General features: G+C 47.5%; 17 protein-coding genes and 4 pseudogenes. 13 read left to right on the top strand and 8 right to left on the bottom strand.

Going from position 1 to position 18,797, the window contains the following annotated elements:
• Nucleotides 1-17: 17 nt before the first annotated feature.
• Nucleotides 18-935 carry an ArsR/SmtB family transcription factor gene (locus ACTWJ7_RS29225; protein WP_301879725.1) on the bottom strand — a complete coding sequence of 306 codons (918 nt, stop codon included), beginning with the start codon at nt 933-935 and terminating at the stop codon, nt 18-20.
• Between the two features lie 391 nt (nt 936-1,326).
• On the opposite strand from ACTWJ7_RS29225, the pseudogene ACTWJ7_RS29220 reads away from it, so the two are divergent.
• The 9 genes and pseudogenes from ACTWJ7_RS29220 to ACTWJ7_RS29180 all read left to right on the top strand — a co-directional run bounded on the left by ACTWJ7_RS29220 (nt 1,327) and on the right by ACTWJ7_RS29180 (nt 10,029).
• Nucleotides 1,327-2,246, top strand: a pseudogene (locus ACTWJ7_RS29220) (glycoside hydrolase family 43 protein).
• Between the two features lie 132 nt (nt 2,247-2,378).
• Nucleotides 2,379-3,719 carry an ABC transporter substrate-binding protein gene (locus tag ACTWJ7_RS29215; protein ID WP_301879724.1) on the top strand — a complete coding sequence of 447 codons (1,341 nt, stop codon included), beginning with the start codon at nt 2,379-2,381 and terminating at the stop codon, nt 3,717-3,719.
• Nucleotides 3,720-3,872: 153 nt separating this feature from the next.
• The gene (locus ACTWJ7_RS29210) at nt 3,873-4,763 is read left to right on the top strand and encodes a carbohydrate ABC transporter permease (RefSeq protein ID WP_301879723.1); all 891 of its coding nucleotides are present in this window, start codon (nt 3,873-3,875) and stop codon (nt 4,761-4,763) included.
• 24 nt (nt 4,764-4,787) lie between these two features.
• On the top strand, nt 4,788-5,630 hold the full coding sequence (locus ACTWJ7_RS29205; RefSeq protein WP_024632439.1) for a carbohydrate ABC transporter permease: 843 nt from the start codon (nt 4,788-4,790) through the stop codon (nt 5,628-5,630).
• 56 nt (nt 5,631-5,686) lie between these two features.
• Nucleotides 5,687-7,108 (top strand): arabinan endo-1,5-alpha-L-arabinosidase, encoded by a 1,422-nt coding sequence (locus ACTWJ7_RS29200; RefSeq protein WP_301879806.1) that lies wholly within the window; start codon nt 5,687-5,689, stop codon nt 7,106-7,108.
• 12 nt (nt 7,109-7,120) lie between these two features.
• On the top strand, nt 7,121-7,339 hold the full coding sequence (locus ACTWJ7_RS29195; protein WP_301879722.1) for a hypothetical protein: 219 nt from the start codon (nt 7,121-7,123) through the stop codon (nt 7,337-7,339).
• 396 nt (nt 7,340-7,735) lie between these two features.
• Complete coding sequence (locus ACTWJ7_RS29190) at nt 7,736-8,017, top strand: hypothetical protein (RefSeq protein ID WP_443146130.1); 282 nt, start codon at nt 7,736-7,738, stop codon at nt 8,015-8,017.
• Nucleotides 8,010-8,990, top strand: a complete 981-nt coding sequence (locus ACTWJ7_RS29185) for a glycoside hydrolase family 43 protein (protein ID WP_301879721.1) — start codon at nt 8,010-8,012, stop codon at nt 8,988-8,990. The genes ACTWJ7_RS29190 and ACTWJ7_RS29185 overlap by 8 nt, the downstream gene beginning before the upstream one ends.
• A 191-nt stretch (nt 8,991-9,181) precedes the next feature.
• A pseudogene (locus ACTWJ7_RS29180) lies at nt 9,182-10,029 on the top strand (EcsC family protein).
• Nucleotides 10,030-10,266: 237 nt separating this feature from the next.
• Here ACTWJ7_RS29180 and ACTWJ7_RS29175 read toward each other — a convergent pair.
• Complete coding sequence (locus ACTWJ7_RS29175) at nt 10,267-11,535, bottom strand: MFS transporter (protein ID WP_036664443.1); 1,269 nt, start codon at nt 11,533-11,535, stop codon at nt 10,267-10,269.
• A gap of 217 nt (nt 11,536-11,752) precedes the next feature.
• Between ACTWJ7_RS29175 and ACTWJ7_RS29170 the strand changes: the two genes are divergently transcribed.
• A complete protein-coding gene (locus tag ACTWJ7_RS29170) occupies nt 11,753-11,989 on the top strand; it encodes a hypothetical protein (protein ID WP_301879719.1) in 237 nt (78 codons plus the stop codon).
• A 124-nt stretch (nt 11,990-12,113) separates the two neighbouring features.
• Here the strand turns inward: ACTWJ7_RS29170 and queF are convergent.
• The 6 genes and pseudogenes from queF to ACTWJ7_RS29140 form a co-directional block, all read right to left on the bottom strand.
• Nucleotides 12,114-12,604, bottom strand: a pseudogene (gene queF, locus ACTWJ7_RS29165) (preQ(1) synthase).
• Between the two features lie 124 nt (nt 12,605-12,728).
• Nucleotides 12,729-13,439: a 7-carboxy-7-deazaguanine synthase QueE gene (gene queE, locus ACTWJ7_RS29160; RefSeq protein WP_301879805.1), complete on the bottom strand. Its 711-nt coding sequence runs from the start codon at nt 13,437-13,439 to the stop codon at nt 12,729-12,731.
• Between the two features lie 127 nt (nt 13,440-13,566).
• Nucleotides 13,567-14,058, bottom strand: a complete 492-nt coding sequence (queD, locus tag ACTWJ7_RS29155) for a 6-carboxytetrahydropterin synthase QueD (RefSeq protein ID WP_285078042.1) — start codon at nt 14,056-14,058, stop codon at nt 13,567-13,569.
• Nucleotides 14,055-14,746 (bottom strand): annotated as a pseudogene (queC, locus tag ACTWJ7_RS29150) (7-cyano-7-deazaguanine synthase QueC). The gene queD and the pseudogene queC overlap by 4 nt, the downstream one beginning before the upstream one ends.
• Nucleotides 14,747-15,066: 320 nt before the next feature.
• Complete coding sequence (locus ACTWJ7_RS29145) at nt 15,067-15,771, bottom strand: AIM24 family protein (protein ID WP_301879718.1); 705 nt, start codon at nt 15,769-15,771, stop codon at nt 15,067-15,069.
• Nucleotides 15,772-15,789: 18 nt separating this feature from the next.
• The gene (locus tag ACTWJ7_RS29140) at nt 15,790-16,245 is read right to left on the bottom strand and encodes a hypothetical protein (protein WP_024632428.1); all 456 of its coding nucleotides are present in this window, start codon (nt 16,243-16,245) and stop codon (nt 15,790-15,792) included.
• 339 nt (nt 16,246-16,584) lie between these two features.
• Here ACTWJ7_RS29140 and ACTWJ7_RS29135 point away from each other — a divergent pair, with 339 nt between their 5' ends.
• From ACTWJ7_RS29135 to ACTWJ7_RS29125, 3 genes are all read left to right on the top strand, one after another.
• On the top strand, nt 16,585-16,752 hold the full coding sequence (locus tag ACTWJ7_RS29135; RefSeq protein WP_301879717.1) for a hypothetical protein: 168 nt from the start codon (nt 16,585-16,587) through the stop codon (nt 16,750-16,752).
• A gap of 207 nt (nt 16,753-16,959) precedes the next feature.
• Nucleotides 16,960-17,664 (top strand): hypothetical protein, encoded by a 705-nt coding sequence (locus ACTWJ7_RS29130; RefSeq protein ID WP_301879716.1) that lies wholly within the window; start codon nt 16,960-16,962, stop codon nt 17,662-17,664.
• A gap of 161 nt (nt 17,665-17,825) precedes the next feature.
• Complete coding sequence (locus tag ACTWJ7_RS29125) at nt 17,826-18,791, top strand: helix-turn-helix transcriptional regulator (protein ID WP_079350999.1); 966 nt, start codon at nt 17,826-17,828, stop codon at nt 18,789-18,791.
• Nucleotides 18,792-18,797: the final 6 nt, after the last annotated feature.

The raw sequence follows: 18,797 nt of genomic DNA, 5'->3' as shown, positions 1-18,797 counted from the left end.
GTGTTGTAATTGCGTAATTATTCCTCTTGCACGTTATAGAGCACACGGGCGAGCAGACCCTGTCCATAGTTGCCGAAATGCTTGCCGAAGATCGTCAATCCCCGTTTGTTCATTGGTCCGTCCGTTACAGCAATCCGAAAGTGGATATCGCTTTTGTAATCCAGGCCGATCTCGTTCAAGGTTACATCCGAGATACGGCAACCGTCGATATAGCTACCTTCCTGAGTAATACGAATCAGCTTCAGCATTCCGTATTGATTCAGATGCGGTGGCCACCAGTCTGGATTGAATGTACCGCGTGTATTGCCGAAATCCCCTGGACTTGTCCAGCACCCAATCTCAATTCCATTGACGTAAAAATAAATATCGGAAGGGTAGTTATCGCAATAACCCGGTGCTTCTGAGCCCAACTCCATGGATAGCTGGATCTCGCTAAACGATTGATTAGGCTTGAGATAGTTCGGAATCCGGTATTCCAGATAACCCTCAGCCAGCCAAATCATCTCCGCATCAATTCGCAACGGGTCCGCAAAATACCGCGGATCATCAAATTCCCCAACAATGCTGTCCCGGGTGGCGAGTCCACAAGTTGGAGCTGCCTGATAATCACTGTAGTGTCCCACCTGAATTTCAACTTCATAACGATTGCTGATCTCCTGAGAACGCAGATCAACCATCAATTTTTCCTCATTCAGGTAACAAATCTTCTGTATTCCGTGTTTGCCGACTGCGGTGTTAATTTCAATCAGGCCGCTTTCTTCCAATTTCTTAATATGCATTGTAATGGCGCCATTGCTGAGCCCCAGTTTGGTCGCGAGATCATTGAGGTTAAGACTCTGGTTCTTGGCAAGCAACTCAATGATCTGGATCCGAATTTCCGAACTGAGTGCCTTGAATATATTAACGCCAGACATCAGATCTTTAATATAAATCATAGGTGGGTTTCCTTTCCACGTTCTGAACGAAGCCCTTCTGATCCAGGCTTCTGCACATTTATATGGTTTGTTTTAGATAATTATAAATGATTCGTTGAAGGAAGGGAAGGGCAGAGAAAAGGATGCCAAATCCCCTGTTTATACTACAAAAATGTAAGTATAAATCACATATGGATGAATTGTTGATCTGAAAAATAGTGTGAATCAATTTATATATATTTGAAATATACCATTGAAATGTAATGTAACCGCTTTTATAATCCTAGTATACCTAAATTGATTTAATACTTCATGAACCAAATTAACGATTTGATCAGGAGAGGTGGAATTCAGTTTGGAAAAGTTCAAAGGATTGACAGGATTCAGGAAAAAACGTTGGGCGTTACCTGCACTGCTTGTACTTGTTCTGCTATTGGCGGGTCAGTCTCGGGCATTTGCAGCATTCTGGAATCTGACCGGAGATATTGCCGTCCACGATCCATCCATCATCAAAGAGGGAAGCTCATGGTATACCTTTTCAACGGGTGCGGGCATTCAGGTGCTGAAATCGGATAACGGGTCATCATGGTACCGCGTTCCGCAGATTTTTCTGAGCAAGCCCTCCTGGTGGGCCTCTGCTGTTCCGGGTCAGAGCGGCCTGGATGTATGGGCACCAGACGTTGAGCAGTACAACGGGAAAGTGTGGCTGTACTACTCCATCTCTACCTTTGGCTCCAACAGATCGGCGATCGGGCTTGCGTCTGCAACCAGCATTGGAGCAGGTTCGTGGAAGGATGAGGGTTAGTGCTTCAAACCACATCTGCTAACGATTATAACGCTATTGATCCGAATCTGGTCATCGATGCTTCTGGCAACCCATGGCTTGCTTTCGGTTCTTTCTGGAGCGGTCTGAAGATTGTGAAGCTTGATAAATCCACGATGAAACCTACCGGAAGCATATCCTCTATTGCGGCGCGTCCGAACAATGGTGGGGCCATTGAAGCACCGAGTATTGTGTACCGGAATGGTTATTATTACTTGTTTGCCTCCATTGATTCCTGCTGCCAGGGTGTGAACAGCACGTACAAAATGGTCTATGGTCGTTCAACGAGTATTACAGGTCCGTATGTGGACAAAAACGGTGTGAACATGTTGAATGGCGGCGGAACCCTGTTGGATTCAGGGAATGTCAAGTGGAAGGGACCGGGCGGCCAGGATGTGTATAACGGTAACGTCATTGCACGCCATGCCTATGATGCTGACGATAACGGCAATCCAAAATTGTTAATCAACGACTTGCTGTGGGATTCCAGCGGATGGCCAATGTACTAGTTTATTTTATATAAACATAAAATGTTTTAACAAAGTATTGACTAAAGTGATCTGGATTTGATAAATTTAACAACAGAAATCTTATTTCAGCTAATTGAATACGTTTACAAATCCAGATCAGGAGGGGTTCAGATGGTAAAGAAAAAGAGGTTGGTTACGATCATGCTTCTTATGCTTGTGAGCGCAATTGTGTTTGCAGGCTGTGGTGGCAGCAGTGGTTCAAGTGGGGACAAGGAACTGACGTTTATGTTCCGGGGTGGCACGGATGAACAGAAGGCTTATCAAGCCGTTGTTAAAAAATATGAAGAAGAGCATCCCGGTGTCAAAGTCAAAATTATCGTAACAGCTGCGGATCAATACGCGACAAAATTGAGAGCTGCCATCACAGGCAACAGCTTGCCAGACGTATTCTATATTAACCCTGGCGATGTGAAAGCCTACGTGAACAGCAAAGTGTTGATGAATCTGACACCTTACGTTGAAAACAATGCGGATGTGGATCTGGACAACATCTGGAAATATGGTGTCGACCTGTACCGCTATGATGGCAAAATGGCAGGTCAGGGTGATATCTACGGCATGCCGAAAGATTTGGGTCCGTTTGCACTCGGATATAACAAGACGTTATTTGAAAAAGAAGGCATTCCATTCCCTGATAAAGACAAACCTTATACCTGGGAAGAATTCATCAAGGTCAACCAGCAAGCGACCAAGGATACGAATGGCGACGGAAAACCGGACGTGTTCGGTACAGGTTTTAACGTACAGTGGGCCTTGCAATCCTTTGTATGGAGCAATGGTGCAGACTGGCTGGATGCAAGCAAAACAAAAGTGACGATTGATGATCCCAAGTTTGCTGAAGCGTTACAATTCTTTGCCGACATGCAAAACAAATATAAAATCACGCCTTCCATTGAGGAAGCGCAAACATTGGATACGTACCAACGCTGGATGAAAGGGGAAATGGCTTTCTTCCCTGTAGGCCCATGGGATATGAGTACCTTCGAGAAACTGCCTTTCGATTATGATTTGCTTCCTTTCCCAGCAGGCTCTACTGGAAAATCCGCAACGTGGATCGGCTCCCTCGGTATCGGGGTGTCTGCTAAAACGAAATACCCGGAAGAAGCCGCAGCATTGGTGAATTACCTCACGGCTTCCAAGGAAGGCATGCAGCAGTTGGTGGATGCCAAAGTACAAATTCCGAACCTGCTCGATATGGCTGACGAATGGGCCAAAGATACTTCGACGAAACCTGCTAACAAACAGGAATTCATTGATATCGTAAAAGATTACGGCCATGCTCTGCCAGGTAACTACACGTACAATGCGGAATGGTATGACCTGTTCTTCACCGACATTCAGCCGGTATTGGACGGCAAGATTACAGCCGCAGACTATGTAAAGCAGCAGCAGCCAAAAATGCAGAAGCTGTTGGACAAAGCAGTAGAGCAAGAGAAGAAATCACAGAAATAATAGATGAAAAGGCGATGCCAGCGGTCTGTGATCATGCTGCTGGCATCGTTATTATTGGATGATTCCATGCGGGTATGTGGCATCAATTGATCGGATCGTTTCAATCGAATGATGCCACATGCTGAACTGATACTAGAAACAGGGGTGACTGCCGTGGTTACAAAATCGAAATTGTATCGCAAAGAGATGCTGTACGGTTACTTGTTCATTTTGCCTCCGGTTCTTGGGCTGCTGATCTTTGTCATGTTCCCTTTTCTCTACTCCCTATATGGTTCGTTTACAGACTGGGATGGACTGGGACAGATGAATTTTATTGGTTTGGCCAACTTTAAGGACCTGCTGACCGATGACCTATTTTACAAAGCGATGTTTAATACATTCTATCTCATGCTTGGCATTCCGATCGGTCTCTTGCTGGCGCTGCTGCTGGCGATGGGGCTAAATCGTAAAATTCCGGGCACAACAACCTTCCGTGTAATCTACTATATTCCGGTTATTTCCTCCCTGGCTGCGGTTTCCATCATGTGGAACTGGGCGTACAACGGGGATTATGGTTTGGTGAACCAATTCCTTGATCTATTCGGGATCGAAGGGCCCAACTGGCTCGCCAATAAAGAAACGGTGAAACCTGCCCTGATTATTATGGCCGTATGGAAGGGGCTCGGTTACACGATGCTGCTCTATCTGGCCGCCTTGCAAAGCGTTTCGCGTACATATTATGAAGCGGCTGAGCTCGACGGAGCGAATGGGTTCCAGATTTTCCGCAAAATCACCTGGCCGATGGTGAAGCCTGTTACGTTTTTCCTCGTCGTCACAAACATTATTGGCGGTTCGCAGATTTTTACCGAGATGAACATTATGACGCCTACTGGCGGCCCTGAATACTCATCAGCCTCGATTGTCTTTTATATCTGGCAAAAGGCCTTTAGTAACCTGCAAATGGGTTATGCGTCAGCCATGGCAATGATTCTCGGCGTATTCATTTTTGTCATTACACTCGTGCAATTTAAAATGAATGAAAAATCAGCCTTTGATGGGGATTGAGGACAAGGAAAGGAGTGAACGGATATGTCTTATAGTCAAAAGAGAAAACTGACCAACTCGATCATCTTCATTGTTCTGGCGATTGGGGCCATTGCCATGATTGCACCGCTGATCTGGATGTTATCCACTTCGGTGAAGGAAAAGCAGGATGTATTTGCCCTGCCGCCCGTATGGATTCCGGAGATTATTCAGTTCGGCAAATATAAAGAAATCTGGGAAGCGGGTCCGCTGCTCAGCGGGATCAAAAACAGTTTGATCGTTGCACTGAGTGTGACGATTGTCGGGACGTTTACGTCCAGTATCGCCGCCTTTGCTTTTGCCAAATTGAGATTCCCGCATAAAAACAAACTGTTTCTTGCTCTGCTCGCATCAATGATGATTCCGTATCCAACGGTAATGATTCCCCAATTCATCATGTTCTCAAAGCTCGGCTGGGTGGATACGTTGTTACCGCTCATTGTTCCTGGATTGTTCGGCAACGTGGTCATGATCTTTTTCCTTCGTCAATATCTGCTCAGTGTGCCTGATGCGATTATTGAAGCGGCCAAAATTGATGGCAGTTCCTATTTCCGACTGTACTCCAGCATTACGTTCCCGCTCATTAAGCCTGCGATAGCTGCACAGTTGATTCTATGGTTTATGGGCATCTGGAACGATTATCTGGCACCGATTATTTATCTGAATTCACCGGAGAAGCAGACCTTGCAGCTCGTCATTGCGAACTTCAATGCCACGTATGCGATACAGACGGATTATCCGCTTATTATGGCAGCATCCATCGTTGCATTGCTGCCGGTGTTGATCATCTTCCTGATCTTCCAGAAACAGATTATTGAATCGGTAGCGATCTCTGGAGTGAAAGGATGAATCAGCGGAGAACATTCCGCGGGTGGACAAATTCAGGTAAAGGAGTGGTTTCTTCCATGCTGCTGCTGTTGTTGATTGGGGCTACAGGCTGTTCTGGAGATGGGGCAGGGCAAGTTGTGTCCCCGCCTGTCTTTCCTGAAGCTCCTCAAGATACTCAATTGTATGACACCTCCATTCTGGACGACGAATCCCGCTGGACGGTGAACAATGCTCATGATCCAGCCATTATCAAAACGGATCAGGGATATTACGTCTATTCGACCGACGTTCGGGTAGCGGGAGAAGCAAAACCCGGCGTGATGGTTCGCAAATCGGATGATCTAATCAACTGGACATGGGTAGGTCAAGCGTTACCAGGTATTCCGAAGGAAGCGCTCGATTGGACAGGGGCGGTAAATCTATGGGCACCGGATGTGATTCAGGTTGGTGATACCTACCGAATGTATTATTCGGCTTCGACCTTTGGCAGTACGCGTTCGGCCATCGGTTTGCAAACCTCTGCATCTCCGGAAGGACCTTGGACAGATGAAGGGCTGGTTGTTAAAACTTCCGAGAACGAAAAGGATAAGTTGAATGCCATTGATGCCAATCCGGTAGTGGATGCCGAAGGCAATTCATGGATGGTATACGGTTCTTTTTTTGACGGAATATACATTGCACCTCTCGATCCGCAAACCGGAAAGTTCAAGGAAGAGGGCTATGGAACCCGCATTGCCGCCCGTGATCGTGCTACGGAAGAAGGTGCAGTGGAGGGTCCATATATCGTGTATAACCCGAAGTTCAAAAAGTATTATCTATTCGTCTCCTATGATTCCTTATTCGAAGATTATAATGTGCGTGTAGCCCGTGCCGATTCCATAACAGGCCCCTACACGGATGTAAATGGCATGAACATGCTGGATACGGAGCACCTGCCTCAATATGAAGTCGGAACCAAAATTCTGGGTGGCTACCGCTTCACCGAAGGTGAGGGCTGGGTTGCACCTGGACATAACTCAGTCCTTAAGGATGGCGACGATTATTATATTGTGCATCATGCGAGAGGTGAGACGGATAAAAACTGGCCGTATCTGCATGTACGTAAAATGCTGTGGACCAAGGACGGCTGGCCTGTTGTGTCACCAGAACGTTATGCAGGTGAGTACGCACAGGACATTCTGAAGTCGATGATCGCCGGGGAATGGGAAGGCCTGGCTGTTGACCCGTCAGTGGACGGTCAGGTGCAGGCAGTGCCTTACACCCTACAAGCCAATGGCAAAGCGAAAAGCGAAAACGGTTCAGGCAAATGGACATTTGACGGCAAACAAACACTGACGCTGGAGTGGACAGAAAGCCCGTGGGGAGGAGCTTCTACTGAAGAGTTAAAGCTGCTCCCATCCTGGGACTGGGAGCGAAGCCAGCCAGCACTTGTGGTAACGGGCCTGAACGACCGTGGCATTGCTGTCTGGGGCAAGCAGATCAGCGCCGCGGAGAAGTAGAGAGCCATAAATATGGCTCGGAGTTGGGTTTGGTACAGCGAGCGTAGAAAGAGCGAAGCTGTCGCTTTGAAGGGTGCACAAGCAGCGAAGGGGGAGGAAGGAGCCGAAGGAGCGACTTTGGCATCCGATTTCAACCGCCAAGAGCGGTGGAAAGAAGAAATCGGAGGACAAGAGAGCGACAAGGCCCTACCACCCCCGAAGCGTCCCGCGGTGCACCAAGAGCTGGCCTAAAAAAGCGGCCAGCCATGCATTTAGTGTGGGAGAGTCGCCTGAGCGAAGCGGGCGACACCACATATACCGAGCCACAACAAATAGCTCGGAGTTAGATTTGTTTCAGCGGCGCGAGAAGGAGCGAAGCTGTCGCTTTGAAGGTGCACAAGCAGCGAAGGGGGAGGAAGGAGCCGAAGGAGCGACTTTGGCATCCGATTTCAACCGCCAAGAGCGGTAGAAAGAAGAAATCGGAGGACAAGAGAGCGACAAGGTCCTACCACCCCAGGAGCGACCGCGGTGCACCAAGAGCTGGCCTAAAAAAGCGGCCAGCCATGCATTTAGTGTGGGGAGAGTCGCCTGAGCGAAGCGGGCGACACCACATATACCGAGCCACAACAAATGGCTCGGAGTTAGATTTTGTTTCAGCGGCGCGAGAAAGAGCGAAGCTGTCGCTTTGAAGGTGCACAAGCAGCGAAGGGGGAGGAAGGAGCCGAAGGAGCGACTTTGGCATCCGATTTCAACCGCCAGGAGCGGTGGAAAGAAGAAATCGGAGGACAAGAGAGCAACAAGGCCCTACCACCCCCGGAGCGTCCGCGATGCACCATCAAAGGTTCTTTGCTCTTTTTCCATCAGCGTCTACAAATCTTCACTCCGAGCCATACACACACACATTTGAAAGGGGAGCATTCCCATGACTGATTCCATTACATTTACCAATCCCATACTGGAGCAGCGTGCTGATCCGTGGGTGTACCGTCACACAGATGGCTACTATTATTTCTCGGCTTCCGTTCCAGCCTTTGACCGGATTGAGATTCGGCGTGCATTAACCTTGGAAGAGTTGAGGAATGCCGAGCCGGTAACGGCATGGTACAAACATGATACAGGACCAATGAGTGCCAATATATGGGCACCTGAAATTCATTTTATCGATGGGAAATGGTACATATATTATGCAGCAGCCCATACGAGCGAGACGAATGAGGGTCTTTTCGACCACCGGATGTATGTATTGGAGAACGATTCTGCGAATCCACTGGAAGGTGAGTGGGTAGAGAAAGGACAGATTCGAACGCGCTGGGAGACGTTTGCATTGGATGCAACGACCTTTGAGCATAAAGGAATCCGCTATCTGGTCTGGGCGCAGAAAGATCCGGACATTGTCGGTAACTCCAACCTGTACATTTCCGAAATGGAAAATCCGTGGACGCTGCGTGGAGAACAGGTCATGATCGCTACACCGGAGTACGATTGGGAAATCATCGGCTTCAAGGTGAATGAAGGGGCAGCAGTACTGCACCGCAATGGGCGAATTTTCATTGGCTACTCGGCGAGTGCGACCGACTATAATTATTGTATGGGTTTGCTCACTGCGGATGAAGATGCCGACCTACTTGATCCAGCGAGTTGGGTAAAATCGCCTAAACCGGTATTCAAGACGTGTGAGGCAAACGGCCAGTATGGTCCGGGTCATAACAGCTTCACGGTATCACCGGATGGTAAAACGGATATTCTGATCTATCACGCACGAAACTACAAGGACATCGAGGGAGACCCTCTTTATGATCCAAACCGTCATGCCCGCGCGCAGGTGATTCAATGGAACGAGGATGGTACACCTGATTTTGGAGTCCCTGTTCCAGATGGGAAGGCTGCGGCTGAAGCAAAATAAGGAATGGAAGTTTTGGATAGGAAGAGCCCTTAGTTAGCGAATAACGCTGATTAAGGGCTCTTATTTATGCACACATTGTGTATGAAGCCATGAAGATGATTATCTTAGATTTACATCGAAGCAACCATCCCCCGAACTCTGCGTATGAGGAGTATACAATTCACTATACACATAACATTAGGAGGCCATATATGGATTCACGCGAGACATTGGACCGGGAGCTGGAACAGATTTTAAAATGGAAAAAGGGCAGAAGGACTTGTTTATTTGGGACAAAATTGGTCGTTTGCCATTTGCCCTGCTGGATAAAGTGATGCCTAAAGCGCTGAAACAGAAGATTGGAGACTCCCTGAACGAAGTTGGTCAGTATGTGCAGAATGGCGGGAGATTTCTCGTTCAGAAAAAGAAAGTGGCCAAGCTGCTTCAAGAGGAATCCGCCAGATCGGGTTATGCCATGAAGGACGAACATGATCACATGGAACAGGATGTAGAAGCAGCAAATACGGCGAAGATCCACAGCGTGGAAGGCTTGCCCCTTGAAGTGCTGGATCGCACTGCTGATCGCATTACGGACAGTCGAACCAAGTTTGCTGCCGCACAAGGCGCTGCAACAGGTATTGGCGGCATTGTAACGATTGCAGCAGATATACCGATCGTGATGGGACTCTCCCTAAAGGTGCTGCAGGAGATGGCGCTATGCTATGGATATGATCCCGACGAGCCTCAAGAGCGTATATTTATCGTCAAATGTCTGCAATTCTCCTCCGCTGATATTGTGGGCAAGAAAGCGATTATTGATGAACTTTCCGATTACGATAATCCGGACAAGCAGGTAGAGGTTATCTCCCAGATGCAGGGCTGGCGGGAGGTTTTTAATTCCTATAGCGAATCATTTGGTTGGAAAAAGCTGTTCCAGCTCATTCCGATTGCCGGCATGGTATTTGGTTCGGTGAGTAACAAAAATACGATTCGTGATGTTGCCGAAGCGGGGAAGATGTTATATAAAAAGCGGCTGATTCTTCAACGCCTTTCGCAATGATGTCCATGACGCTAACGCTGACAAAACAAAAACGGGATAAAGCCCCTAATGATACAAGGCTTTATCCCGTTTGCACAACTACACAACAGGTAACATTTCGAGGTTGGTTAACCACCTGACGTTACGCTTCACGCGGCTGGTTTAACAACTCTATTTCGCTTCATTGAGCATTGCAGCTTATTTTGTGGAACTTATCTTTTTAACGGTCTCACTAAATCTGATCCATTAAAAAAACAATTATTCTTCGCTACCGTTCTCTTCCGCCCAGCGGTTCAGCAGCTTATCCGATGGAAGCAGGAAGGTGAAGATACCGATCAGTGGCAGGAAGCTGCACATTTGCATGACTGGAGATACACCGAACACGTCGATCCAGTTCCCCAGCACGAGTGCACCCAGACCGCCCATACCAAATGCGAGGCCAGTAATCAGACCAGAGACGGTGCCGATTTTGCCTGGAATCAGCATTTGTGCATACACAACGGTCACTGAGAAGCTGGACAACATAATGAACCCAATAATGCTCAGCAATACGGCTGTCCAGAATAGATTGGCGTAAGGCAGCAGCAGGGCCAGTGGAGCGGCTCCGGCCATCGACAGGAAGATCATGTTGCGTTTGCCGAAGCGATCCGCCAGTGGACCACCAAAGAACGTACCCAGTGCCCCGGCAGCCAGGAACAGGAAGATATAGATCTGTGCGTCTTCTGTGGACAAGTTGAAGGTATCCTTCAGGTTAAACGCATAGAAGCTGCCGATCGAAGCGACATACCACGAACGGACAAAGACGAGCAGGATCAAAATGGTTATGGCAGCAGCAATCTTTTTACGCAATGCCGGATTGGGTGTACGACGGGCTGCCGCCTGTCTGCGCAAATACCCTCCCGATTGCAGCATGCGTCCATACCAGCGAGCGATATAGATTTGGACCGCGATCCCTGCAGCAGCAATCCCTGTGAATCCGATGGCACCGAACAACCCAAACGGGATGAAAATCCAGCGGGTGAGCAATGGAGCCAGAGACTGACCTGCGTTACCACCGACCTGGAAGATGGACTGCGCCAGACCTCGACGAGGCCCTGAGGCCATATGAGATACCCTTGAACCCTCCGGATGAAACGCCGCCGAGCCCAGACCAACAAAGATGACGGAGATCAGAACGGCCATATAACTATCGGCGAAGGCAAGCAGCAGCATGCCCGTAAAGGTAAAGCCCATGCCGATGGGCAGGATGGAAGGCGTCGGTTTTTTATCGGCAAACCAGCCTACAACCGGCTGCATGATGGACGCAGTAAAGTTAATAGCGAACGAAATCCATCCGATCTGCGTATATGTAAGATGCATGGAGTCTTTTAGAATTGGAAAAATAGCTGGAATGACTGACTGAATCGAGTCGTTGAACAAATGAACCAGGCTGATGGCAATTAAGATCCGATAAACGGTACCTTGAGCATCCAATCCGGGTGGAGCTTTCGAACGCGCAGCGGCGTCTTTGGGTAATGAATTTTGCATGGACATGTACAGTTCTCCTTTGGTCGCGGTCACGAGGGATCAGCGCCTGATGATGTGATGTGCCTAAGCATATTGTTACATAATAGGACAGATTTGCAGGGGCGACAAGGGGAACAGAAGAAATTAACGTACTCTATATAATGTAAAATCTTGATATACTCTACTGGTTCCACTATTAAAGTTCTACTAAATCAGAAATGATAAAGGACTGATTACTATGAAATCGCTATCACCATATGTTCTTGCCAAACGCAATTTGGCGATGACCATTCTATTTATGGCAGTCATGACTTTTCTGACTATATATGTTGCTTCGACGTCTCTATACTTTGCTATCGGATTTTTTGTGGTTGTTCAATCTATTGGTGCACTTATGATGAGACATTACATCAAAAAAGTCAAAGAACTGAGGCGAGATCATAAGCCTGAACGCGAGTTTAATTCATACGATTGATTGCAAACGCTCCGTTTCCATACTAAAATCAAAAGCCGAAATTCTTCAAATAGAAGAGTTCGGCTTTTGTGCGATCTATGAGTTTTTTTATTTTAAATCTACCCTAACTGATGTAACTGCCCATTTAACGATTATCAATCGTCTCCGGATACATATCATGATTCATCATGCGGTGCTCGGCCATCTGCTCGTACTTCGTCCCCGGCTTGCCGTAGTTCGTGTACGGGTCGATGGAGATACCGCCGCGCGGCGTAAATTTGCCCACACTTCAATGTAGCGCGGGTCCATCAGCTTAATCAAGTCGTTCATAATGATGTTCACACAATCCTCGTGGAAATCTCCATGGTTGCGGAAGCTGAACAGATACAGCTTAAGTGACTTGCTCTCTACCATTTTTACATCAGGGATGTAGCTGATATAAATGGTTGCAAAGTCCGGTTGCCCCGTAATCGGGCACAGGCTGGTGAACTCCGGGCAGTTGAATTTGACAAAATAATCGCGGTACGGGTGCTTGTTATCGAAATTTTCCAAAATGCCTGGATCATATTCAAACGTATATTTTACGCCCTGGTTGCCCAGCAGCGTCAAATCTTGCATTTCATCAGGTTGTCTCATCGGTTCGTAAACGCTCCTTATTTCCGGCGACGCACGAAGCTTACCGGTATATATGATAGGCCCTTCATAGCCTTTGTATGTTCTCAAAATTACATCATGCCGCCCATTCCACCCATAAAGTCCATCAGACGCCGCGTTTGTTGCCCCACACCAAAGTATGCAGCTGTGGCAGCACACGAACGTCGTTCAGATCATCCGATGCACTAACTTGATCAATCAGCCACTCGTAACGGGCAAGCAATGAAGACGCCAGATCAGGCGTATCGGCAGAAGTGACATCCGGGTTCCCGGTCTGCAAAAATAAAGCCGTGCCCGGATACCGTGCATGCACACGGCGGGCATAATCCAGGTCTGTCTCATCGAAAATCACGATCTTCAGACTATGGCTTCGTTCCACCGGGCCAGCAGCCAGTCGGTGGATCAGATCATCCAGCACAGCCCAGTCGGTGTTCATGCCTGAGCTGGGAGGCTTGGGCGAGACGGTGACTTCGTCAATGTCCGCCAGCCAAGGCTGCCACCGGGAGCCCTGTGTTTCTACCGCGGTGCGGATGCCGTTCTCCCGAAGCAGCTTAACCAATCCGCCCAGCGAAGCGAGCAGGGCAGGGTTGCCGCCGGAAATCGTCACATGGGAGAAGCGTGAGCCGCCAACGCGGCGCAGCTCGTTCCACACCTCCTCCGGTGTAATCATCCGGATCAGGTCCTTGCCGCTTCCGTCCCATGTGAAGGCAGAGTCGCACCAGGAGCAGCGATAATCACAGCCCGCGGTGCGGACGAACATCGTTTTCTGCCCAATGACCATGCCTTCACCTTGAACCGTCGGGCCAAAGATCTCCATTACAGGAATACGAGCCTCTTTGTTTCCGTCTTGTCCGTGAGGAAGCTTGTTATCAGCCAATTCCACCGCAGAAGCAGCATTGGTTCCATCGGTACGGGTCGACGTTGTGAGATTGCTTAGTTCTACACTACTCATCGATCATCCACTCCCGTCTTGCCTCGGCGTAGCTGGTTGGCGTCTCGTATAAGCGGACAAACTCCGTTCGACCACCCTCGGTCAGTGCAGCATACGGTTCGGTCTGCAAGGCATGTTCCATCTGTTCATACAACCAAACGACCATATTTTCAGCCGTTGTGTTCATGAGGGGAAGGGTTTCGTTCAAATACTGATGATCCAGATACCCTTCAATTTGTGTTTTCCATATCTCCTTGATATGTCCAAAATCAACCGTCAGCCCGGTCTCACCCGGATAACCGCTAATGCCAAAAACAACTTTATACGTATGACCGTGCAAATTCTTGCACTTGCCTTCATAACAATGCAGGTGATGAGCCGCGTCAAACGTAAACTCCTTGCTTACAAGCACACGTTTGCGATGATAGCGAAGCTGTGCAGGAAGAATATCTTCCCCGATCCGCTGCAACCGCTCCACAATACGAAATGTTCCCGGTTCTCTCATCGTATGTCCGCTCCCGCAGTTTCAACAGTAGCAGAATTAGTGCGTTGCTCCAGATAGCGATCCAGTCCGGCTTTGCGCAGTTTGCAGGCAGGACATTCACCACAGCCATCCCCGATAATCCCGTTATAACAGGTTAGTGTGCGTTCACGTACATAATCGAAGGCACCGAGATCATCCGCCATTTTCCACGTCTGGGCTTTGTCCAGCCACATCAGTGGGGTGTGAATGACAAATGGGTAGTCCATGGACAGGTTCAGCGTAACATTCATCGATTTCACAAATGAATCCCGACAATCCGGGTAACCGCTGAAATCCGTTTCGCATACACCGGTGACGAGGTGACGAGCCCCTTTTGCTTCGCCATAATGGCCGCAAAACTGAGGAACAGCAGATTCCGCCCATCGACAAACGTACTCGGCAGTTCGCCTTCTTCATGCGTAATCTCCACATCTGTACGGGTGAGTGCATTGGGAGCGAGTTGGTTTAACAAGCTCATGTCCAGAACCGTTTGCTGCACACCCAGATCGCGAGCGATCTCTGCAGCGCATTCAATCTCCAGCTTGTGGCGCTGTCCGTAATCGAAGGTAACCACCTCAACCTCGGCAAATTGCTGTTTGGCCCAGAACAAACAAGTTGTACTGTCCTGACCGCCGCTGAATACAACGACTGCTTTTTCTTCGTTCAACATAAAAAAACCTCTCCATCTTCTTAAGATCAATCCATGCGCATAGGCACAGAGTGTCGGAAGAACAGAGAAGTTCATGAACTGGCATCCATCAAAAAACACACCTTCTCGTAGACTGCTTCAAAAAAGCAGGCACGATCTAGTGTCCTTAGTTTTTTACGTACGTTGTTACCTAAAAAGTACGCAAGACCACATTAACCTTAATGAAGGTCGAGTCTTATAGAGGGAGTTCGCGAACCTCTCCCATGCCACAGGCATGGATTTTCTTCTTCAATTGTCCGGTACAGTATAACACAATTTTATTATGGTGAGCATATCTGCACTTATTTAATTAATACATTTCCAAAAGGAATGACTTCCTTCAATATTCGCTTAAATAAGCCTTCATCGTTCATATCCTGTTCCAGTCGATGATTTTCACGGCCAGCCTGAAAGAGTACCGAGCCATGGCCCGTCATCTTCCAATGATAATTCATATGCTGGCTGGCAAGGTGGTTCCCATACACGGTAAGTTCAAGCTGCGCGTTCTCGGGATAAGCGATAATACTGCCCGCATCCACGTAGAGTGGTGCAGTAGGGTGCAGTTCCTGCTGGCAGACCTGACCTTGTGTCAGCAATCCGATTTTGCCTTCGCCGGAAAATTTCATTTTGACTGCGTCCCGGGTGATCAGCATGTTTTTGATTTTCTGAATCTTGGTATGCATCGTTACGCCATCGGAATAGAAAAAAAGGTGGCGGAAGTCGTACAGCAGATCGCTATTCTCACTCAATTCAACTTCCTTCATGGTGAATCCGGGAGGCAGGGCGGCCACAAATTGACAAGGACCGGTAATTTCGGATTTGATCAGCTTTTTTTTGCGATATATCCCCGTAATATTCATGAATTTATCATTGCGACTGCTGCTTGGGCCGCGAAAAGCGACAATTTGCTGGGGGTGTAGAATATGCAGGCGGTCGTCCTGGATCAGTGAGAACGTAACTACTTGTCCGGCTCTGCCAGCTTCGGTATTGTTCAGGTGTATGTGCATGCGGTTGCTCCTGTCCTTTTATACTCGGCCTGAACGGCGACGCATTCCCCAGCGCATCACGCGAATCAGAATAAAGTATCCCAATATGAGAGAAACGGCTGTGATAATCATCGTCTGAATGCGTTTGGCAGTTGCTGTTTTGGCATCCTGATCATTTTGCAATTTGCTTACCATATCGGTCAGTTTCTCGTTTTGCGCCAGCAGCAACTCGTTCTGGGCCTTGAATGCTTCCACATTAGCCTGAGCTTGTCCCAATTGGGCAGAGGTCTGATTCAATTGCTCCAGCGTCTGTTTGTAGCTTTCCTGCAAAGCGTTTACTTCTCCAGGAAGCTCGGAGACCCGCTCCCATCCACTGTAGATATCGGAAAATATATTGGCATTCGCTGCACTGACTGTAGAAGTCAAAGAAACAGTAAACAATACACATGTGGTGAATAACACCCGAATGAAATAACCCTGAATGGGTTTTGGCATGTATGGCACCTTCTTTCGGTTACATAATCGTTTGCCGATTTCGTCGTCATTTGTTGAAATACGGCTCTTACATTATACGTCAAAACCGGGACAATGGGTTCAAGTGGATGTAGTTTTAATTACCCTGTATGAGAATAAATCAATACATGCGCATATTGTTTAATTTTAAGAGCGACAGGGTAATAGAAGGACAGGGCAGCACTCCGGACGGTCATGACATCATACCTTTACTTCAGTTCCGGGTGCATGCTATTCATATTAACGAAATTAGTAATTTAATGAGCGAAAACAATATATCCGATTTTTATAAAGATCGTGAATACGAAGGAGTAGAAATATATGTACACAACTGAACAAGCTGCAACGACCAAAACGATTATGATCACTGTAAATGGTGAGCCCATCGGGCGTGAATTGATTATCGATAGTATTACTTATGCTCCCATCACAGAACCTGAATCTGTACAAAAATTACACAAAATGGGAATTAATCCATCTGCGATTTAAGTTAGGACTTGTCATATAAAAGTGGTCTAAAAGCTTGGCATACTGCGAAGCTTTTTCGTCGTTTATTGTCGTAATTACACGGATTTAGGGAGGAAAAACTAATATTATGGAAAAATTTCCTGCGAACATATGTTCCGTGACAATATAGTGTCCATTTACCCTGATAAGTTAGAAGATAATACATATAAATCGGGGGAGAGACTACCAGTGAACTCAATCTTTGAAGTATCTTATTCGTGGAATAGAGAGGCCATACCGACAGGGGGAGCCGACCCCGTATATATGATGGTAGAGTGGCGTAACGGAGCCCCTGCCAAAAGACTCAGGAAAATAGCACCCAAAATTGTGTCGAGAGACTTGGAACTTTTGCTCAAACCGGAATTTGGAATTCAGCTCAAGGGTATCTATGGCTGTCGTTCCAAAGAAACGGATATCGGTTGGGTTCTAAGACTCGGAGATGTATACAAGGGCGAGAGTAAACAAATATTGCTCGAATTCGCCATGGGACCTCGTGTATCTGGGAAAAGTGCCGTTTGTTCAGCTTATTGGAGTACACGAAAGTTGAAACAAAGCCAAAGAGTGCTGCTGCGCAGAGAACAGTTGTATATTCAATACACAAGTCATCTGGGCATGCTGCGCCAGCCGGAAGATCCCAAGGTAGAGAAGACGATCAAATTGAACGAAACCGTTCCTCTGATTAAACAAGCTTTGCGCGCTTATGAAAGAGGTCGTACACAAGAGGGCAGTGATCTGCTGCGTCGTCACGCAGATGCTTTGTTAATTGAAGCAGCTCGCAAACAGGATCTGGATTATTATGCGGAAGCCGAAATTGTTGAAAAACTTCGGTACCACTACGGGATTACTTTTAATTCCATGGCTCATAATCGCGGAAAAACGATGTTAGGTGAATAGGGATAAAGAACTAGTGATGATGGTAGGGCCAGGAATGTTTCTACATAATTTTTTGAAGGTGAAGTCAAGGAATAAGTCGAATGTACTAAACAACATAATAATAAAAAATGGATGGAGTTGTATCGAATTTATTGAAACAACATCGTGGAGGGTCCGGCAAAATGACAGACCGACTGATCCGATTAATGCGCATTATAACTCTTGTGCAGGCCAAGCCGGGCATTCTGGCCCGTGAGCTTGCCGAGCGGTGCGAGACAACGGAAAGGACGATATACCGCGACATGGAGGCCCTCAGTGCAATGCATATCCCCATCGCCAATATGGGACACGGGAGAGGATACATGTTTATCAGCCACTTTGCCATGTATCCGCTGAATTGGTCTGATGATGAAGCTCAAGCCTTTATGCACCTGGCAGAAGTCATGGAGAATATTCGTCCGTTGCTGAAGCCTGCTTTTGAGAGCGCGTATGAGAAAGTGGTTGCTTCGAGTCAGAAAAACAAAACAGAGCGAGTGGAATGGTCTGAGCAAATTAGCGGGATGTTCAAAGTGGGTACTTCTGCATGGCAGAATGAAAGTACCGAACTTCTGAATCATTCACTGGTGATGTTGCTTCAGGCTGGAATTTCCCAGAACACTATTGAAGGAGAATATCTGTCTCAAGGTAAAAAGGGGATTGTGCGAATGGATCCCTACTGTCTTATTCCGCGTGAATACCGATTTGATCTGTTGGCGTATTGTCACCTGTCAGAGAAACTGACATTATTTCAAGTGAATCGTTTACACAGGGTTCGGATTTTGCCACGCACGTTCCGCAAAGATGATTACCTTTTACAATCTCACTTCCGTACGCCACGGGAACTTGGCAGCAGTACGGAGTGGACTGCATTCAAAATCAGATTTTCGCCGCACGCTGTAGAGCGTGTCATGCAGGAGCAGTTTTTTGCACGCCCCATCTTGACGATTGAACCGGAAGGCACATTGTTGTTTGAGGCCATATTGAGTGATGAGCAAGGGTTTCTAACCTGGCTGTCTCAATATGGACCCGATGCCGAAATTCTGGAACCTGAGAAATACCGCCTCATAATGAAAGAACGTCTGGAGCGCTGGAGGGAGATATACAACTGAACTTCT

Origin of the sequence: Paenibacillus sp. 1A_MP2 (assembly GCF_052244825.1) — a bacterium.
GTDB classification, from domain to species: Bacteria; Bacillota; Bacilli; order Paenibacillales; family Paenibacillaceae; genus Paenibacillus; species Paenibacillus vandeheii.
This window is presented reverse-complemented; position numbering and strand designations above follow the sequence as displayed.

Coding starts and splice junctions, on each gene's coding strand:
- ACTWJ7_RS29225 (WP_301879725.1), bottom strand. CDS start 935: ATGATTTATATTAAAGATCTGATGTCTGGCGTTAATATATTCAAGGCA.
- ACTWJ7_RS29215 (WP_301879724.1), top strand. CDS start 2,379: ATGGTAAAGAAAAAGAGGTTGGTTACGATCATGCTTCTTATGCTTGTG.
- ACTWJ7_RS29205 (WP_024632439.1), top strand. CDS start 4,788: ATGTCTTATAGTCAAAAGAGAAAACTGACCAACTCGATCATCTTCATT.
- ACTWJ7_RS29200 (WP_301879806.1), top strand. CDS start 5,687: ATGCTGCTGCTGTTGTTGATTGGGGCTACAGGCTGTTCTGGAGATGGG.
- ACTWJ7_RS29195 (WP_301879722.1), top strand. CDS start 7,121: ATGGCTCGGAGTTGGGTTTGGTACAGCGAGCGTAGAAAGAGCGAAGCT.
- ACTWJ7_RS29185 (WP_301879721.1), top strand. CDS start 8,010: ATGACTGATTCCATTACATTTACCAATCCCATACTGGAGCAGCGTGCT.
- ACTWJ7_RS29175 (WP_036664443.1), bottom strand. CDS start 11,535: ATGCAAAATTCATTACCCAAAGACGCCGCTGCGCGTTCGAAAGCTCCA.
- ACTWJ7_RS29170 (WP_301879719.1), top strand. CDS start 11,753: ATGAAATCGCTATCACCATATGTTCTTGCCAAACGCAATTTGGCGATG.
- queE (WP_301879805.1), bottom strand. CDS start 13,439: ATGGAGATCTTTGGCCCGACGGTTCAAGGTGAAGGCATGGTCATTGGG.
- queD (WP_285078042.1), bottom strand. CDS start 14,058: ATGAGAGAACCGGGAACATTTCGTATTGTGGAGCGGTTGCAGCGGATC.
- ACTWJ7_RS29145 (WP_301879718.1), bottom strand. CDS start 15,771: ATGCACATACACCTGAACAATACCGAAGCTGGCAGAGCCGGACAAGTA.
- ACTWJ7_RS29140 (WP_024632428.1), bottom strand. CDS start 16,245: ATGCCAAAACCCATTCAGGGTTATTTCATTCGGGTGTTATTCACCACA.
- ACTWJ7_RS29135 (WP_301879717.1), top strand. CDS start 16,585: ATGTACACAACTGAACAAGCTGCAACGACCAAAACGATTATGATCACT.
- ACTWJ7_RS29125 (WP_079350999.1), top strand. CDS start 17,826: ATGACAGACCGACTGATCCGATTAATGCGCATTATAACTCTTGTGCAG.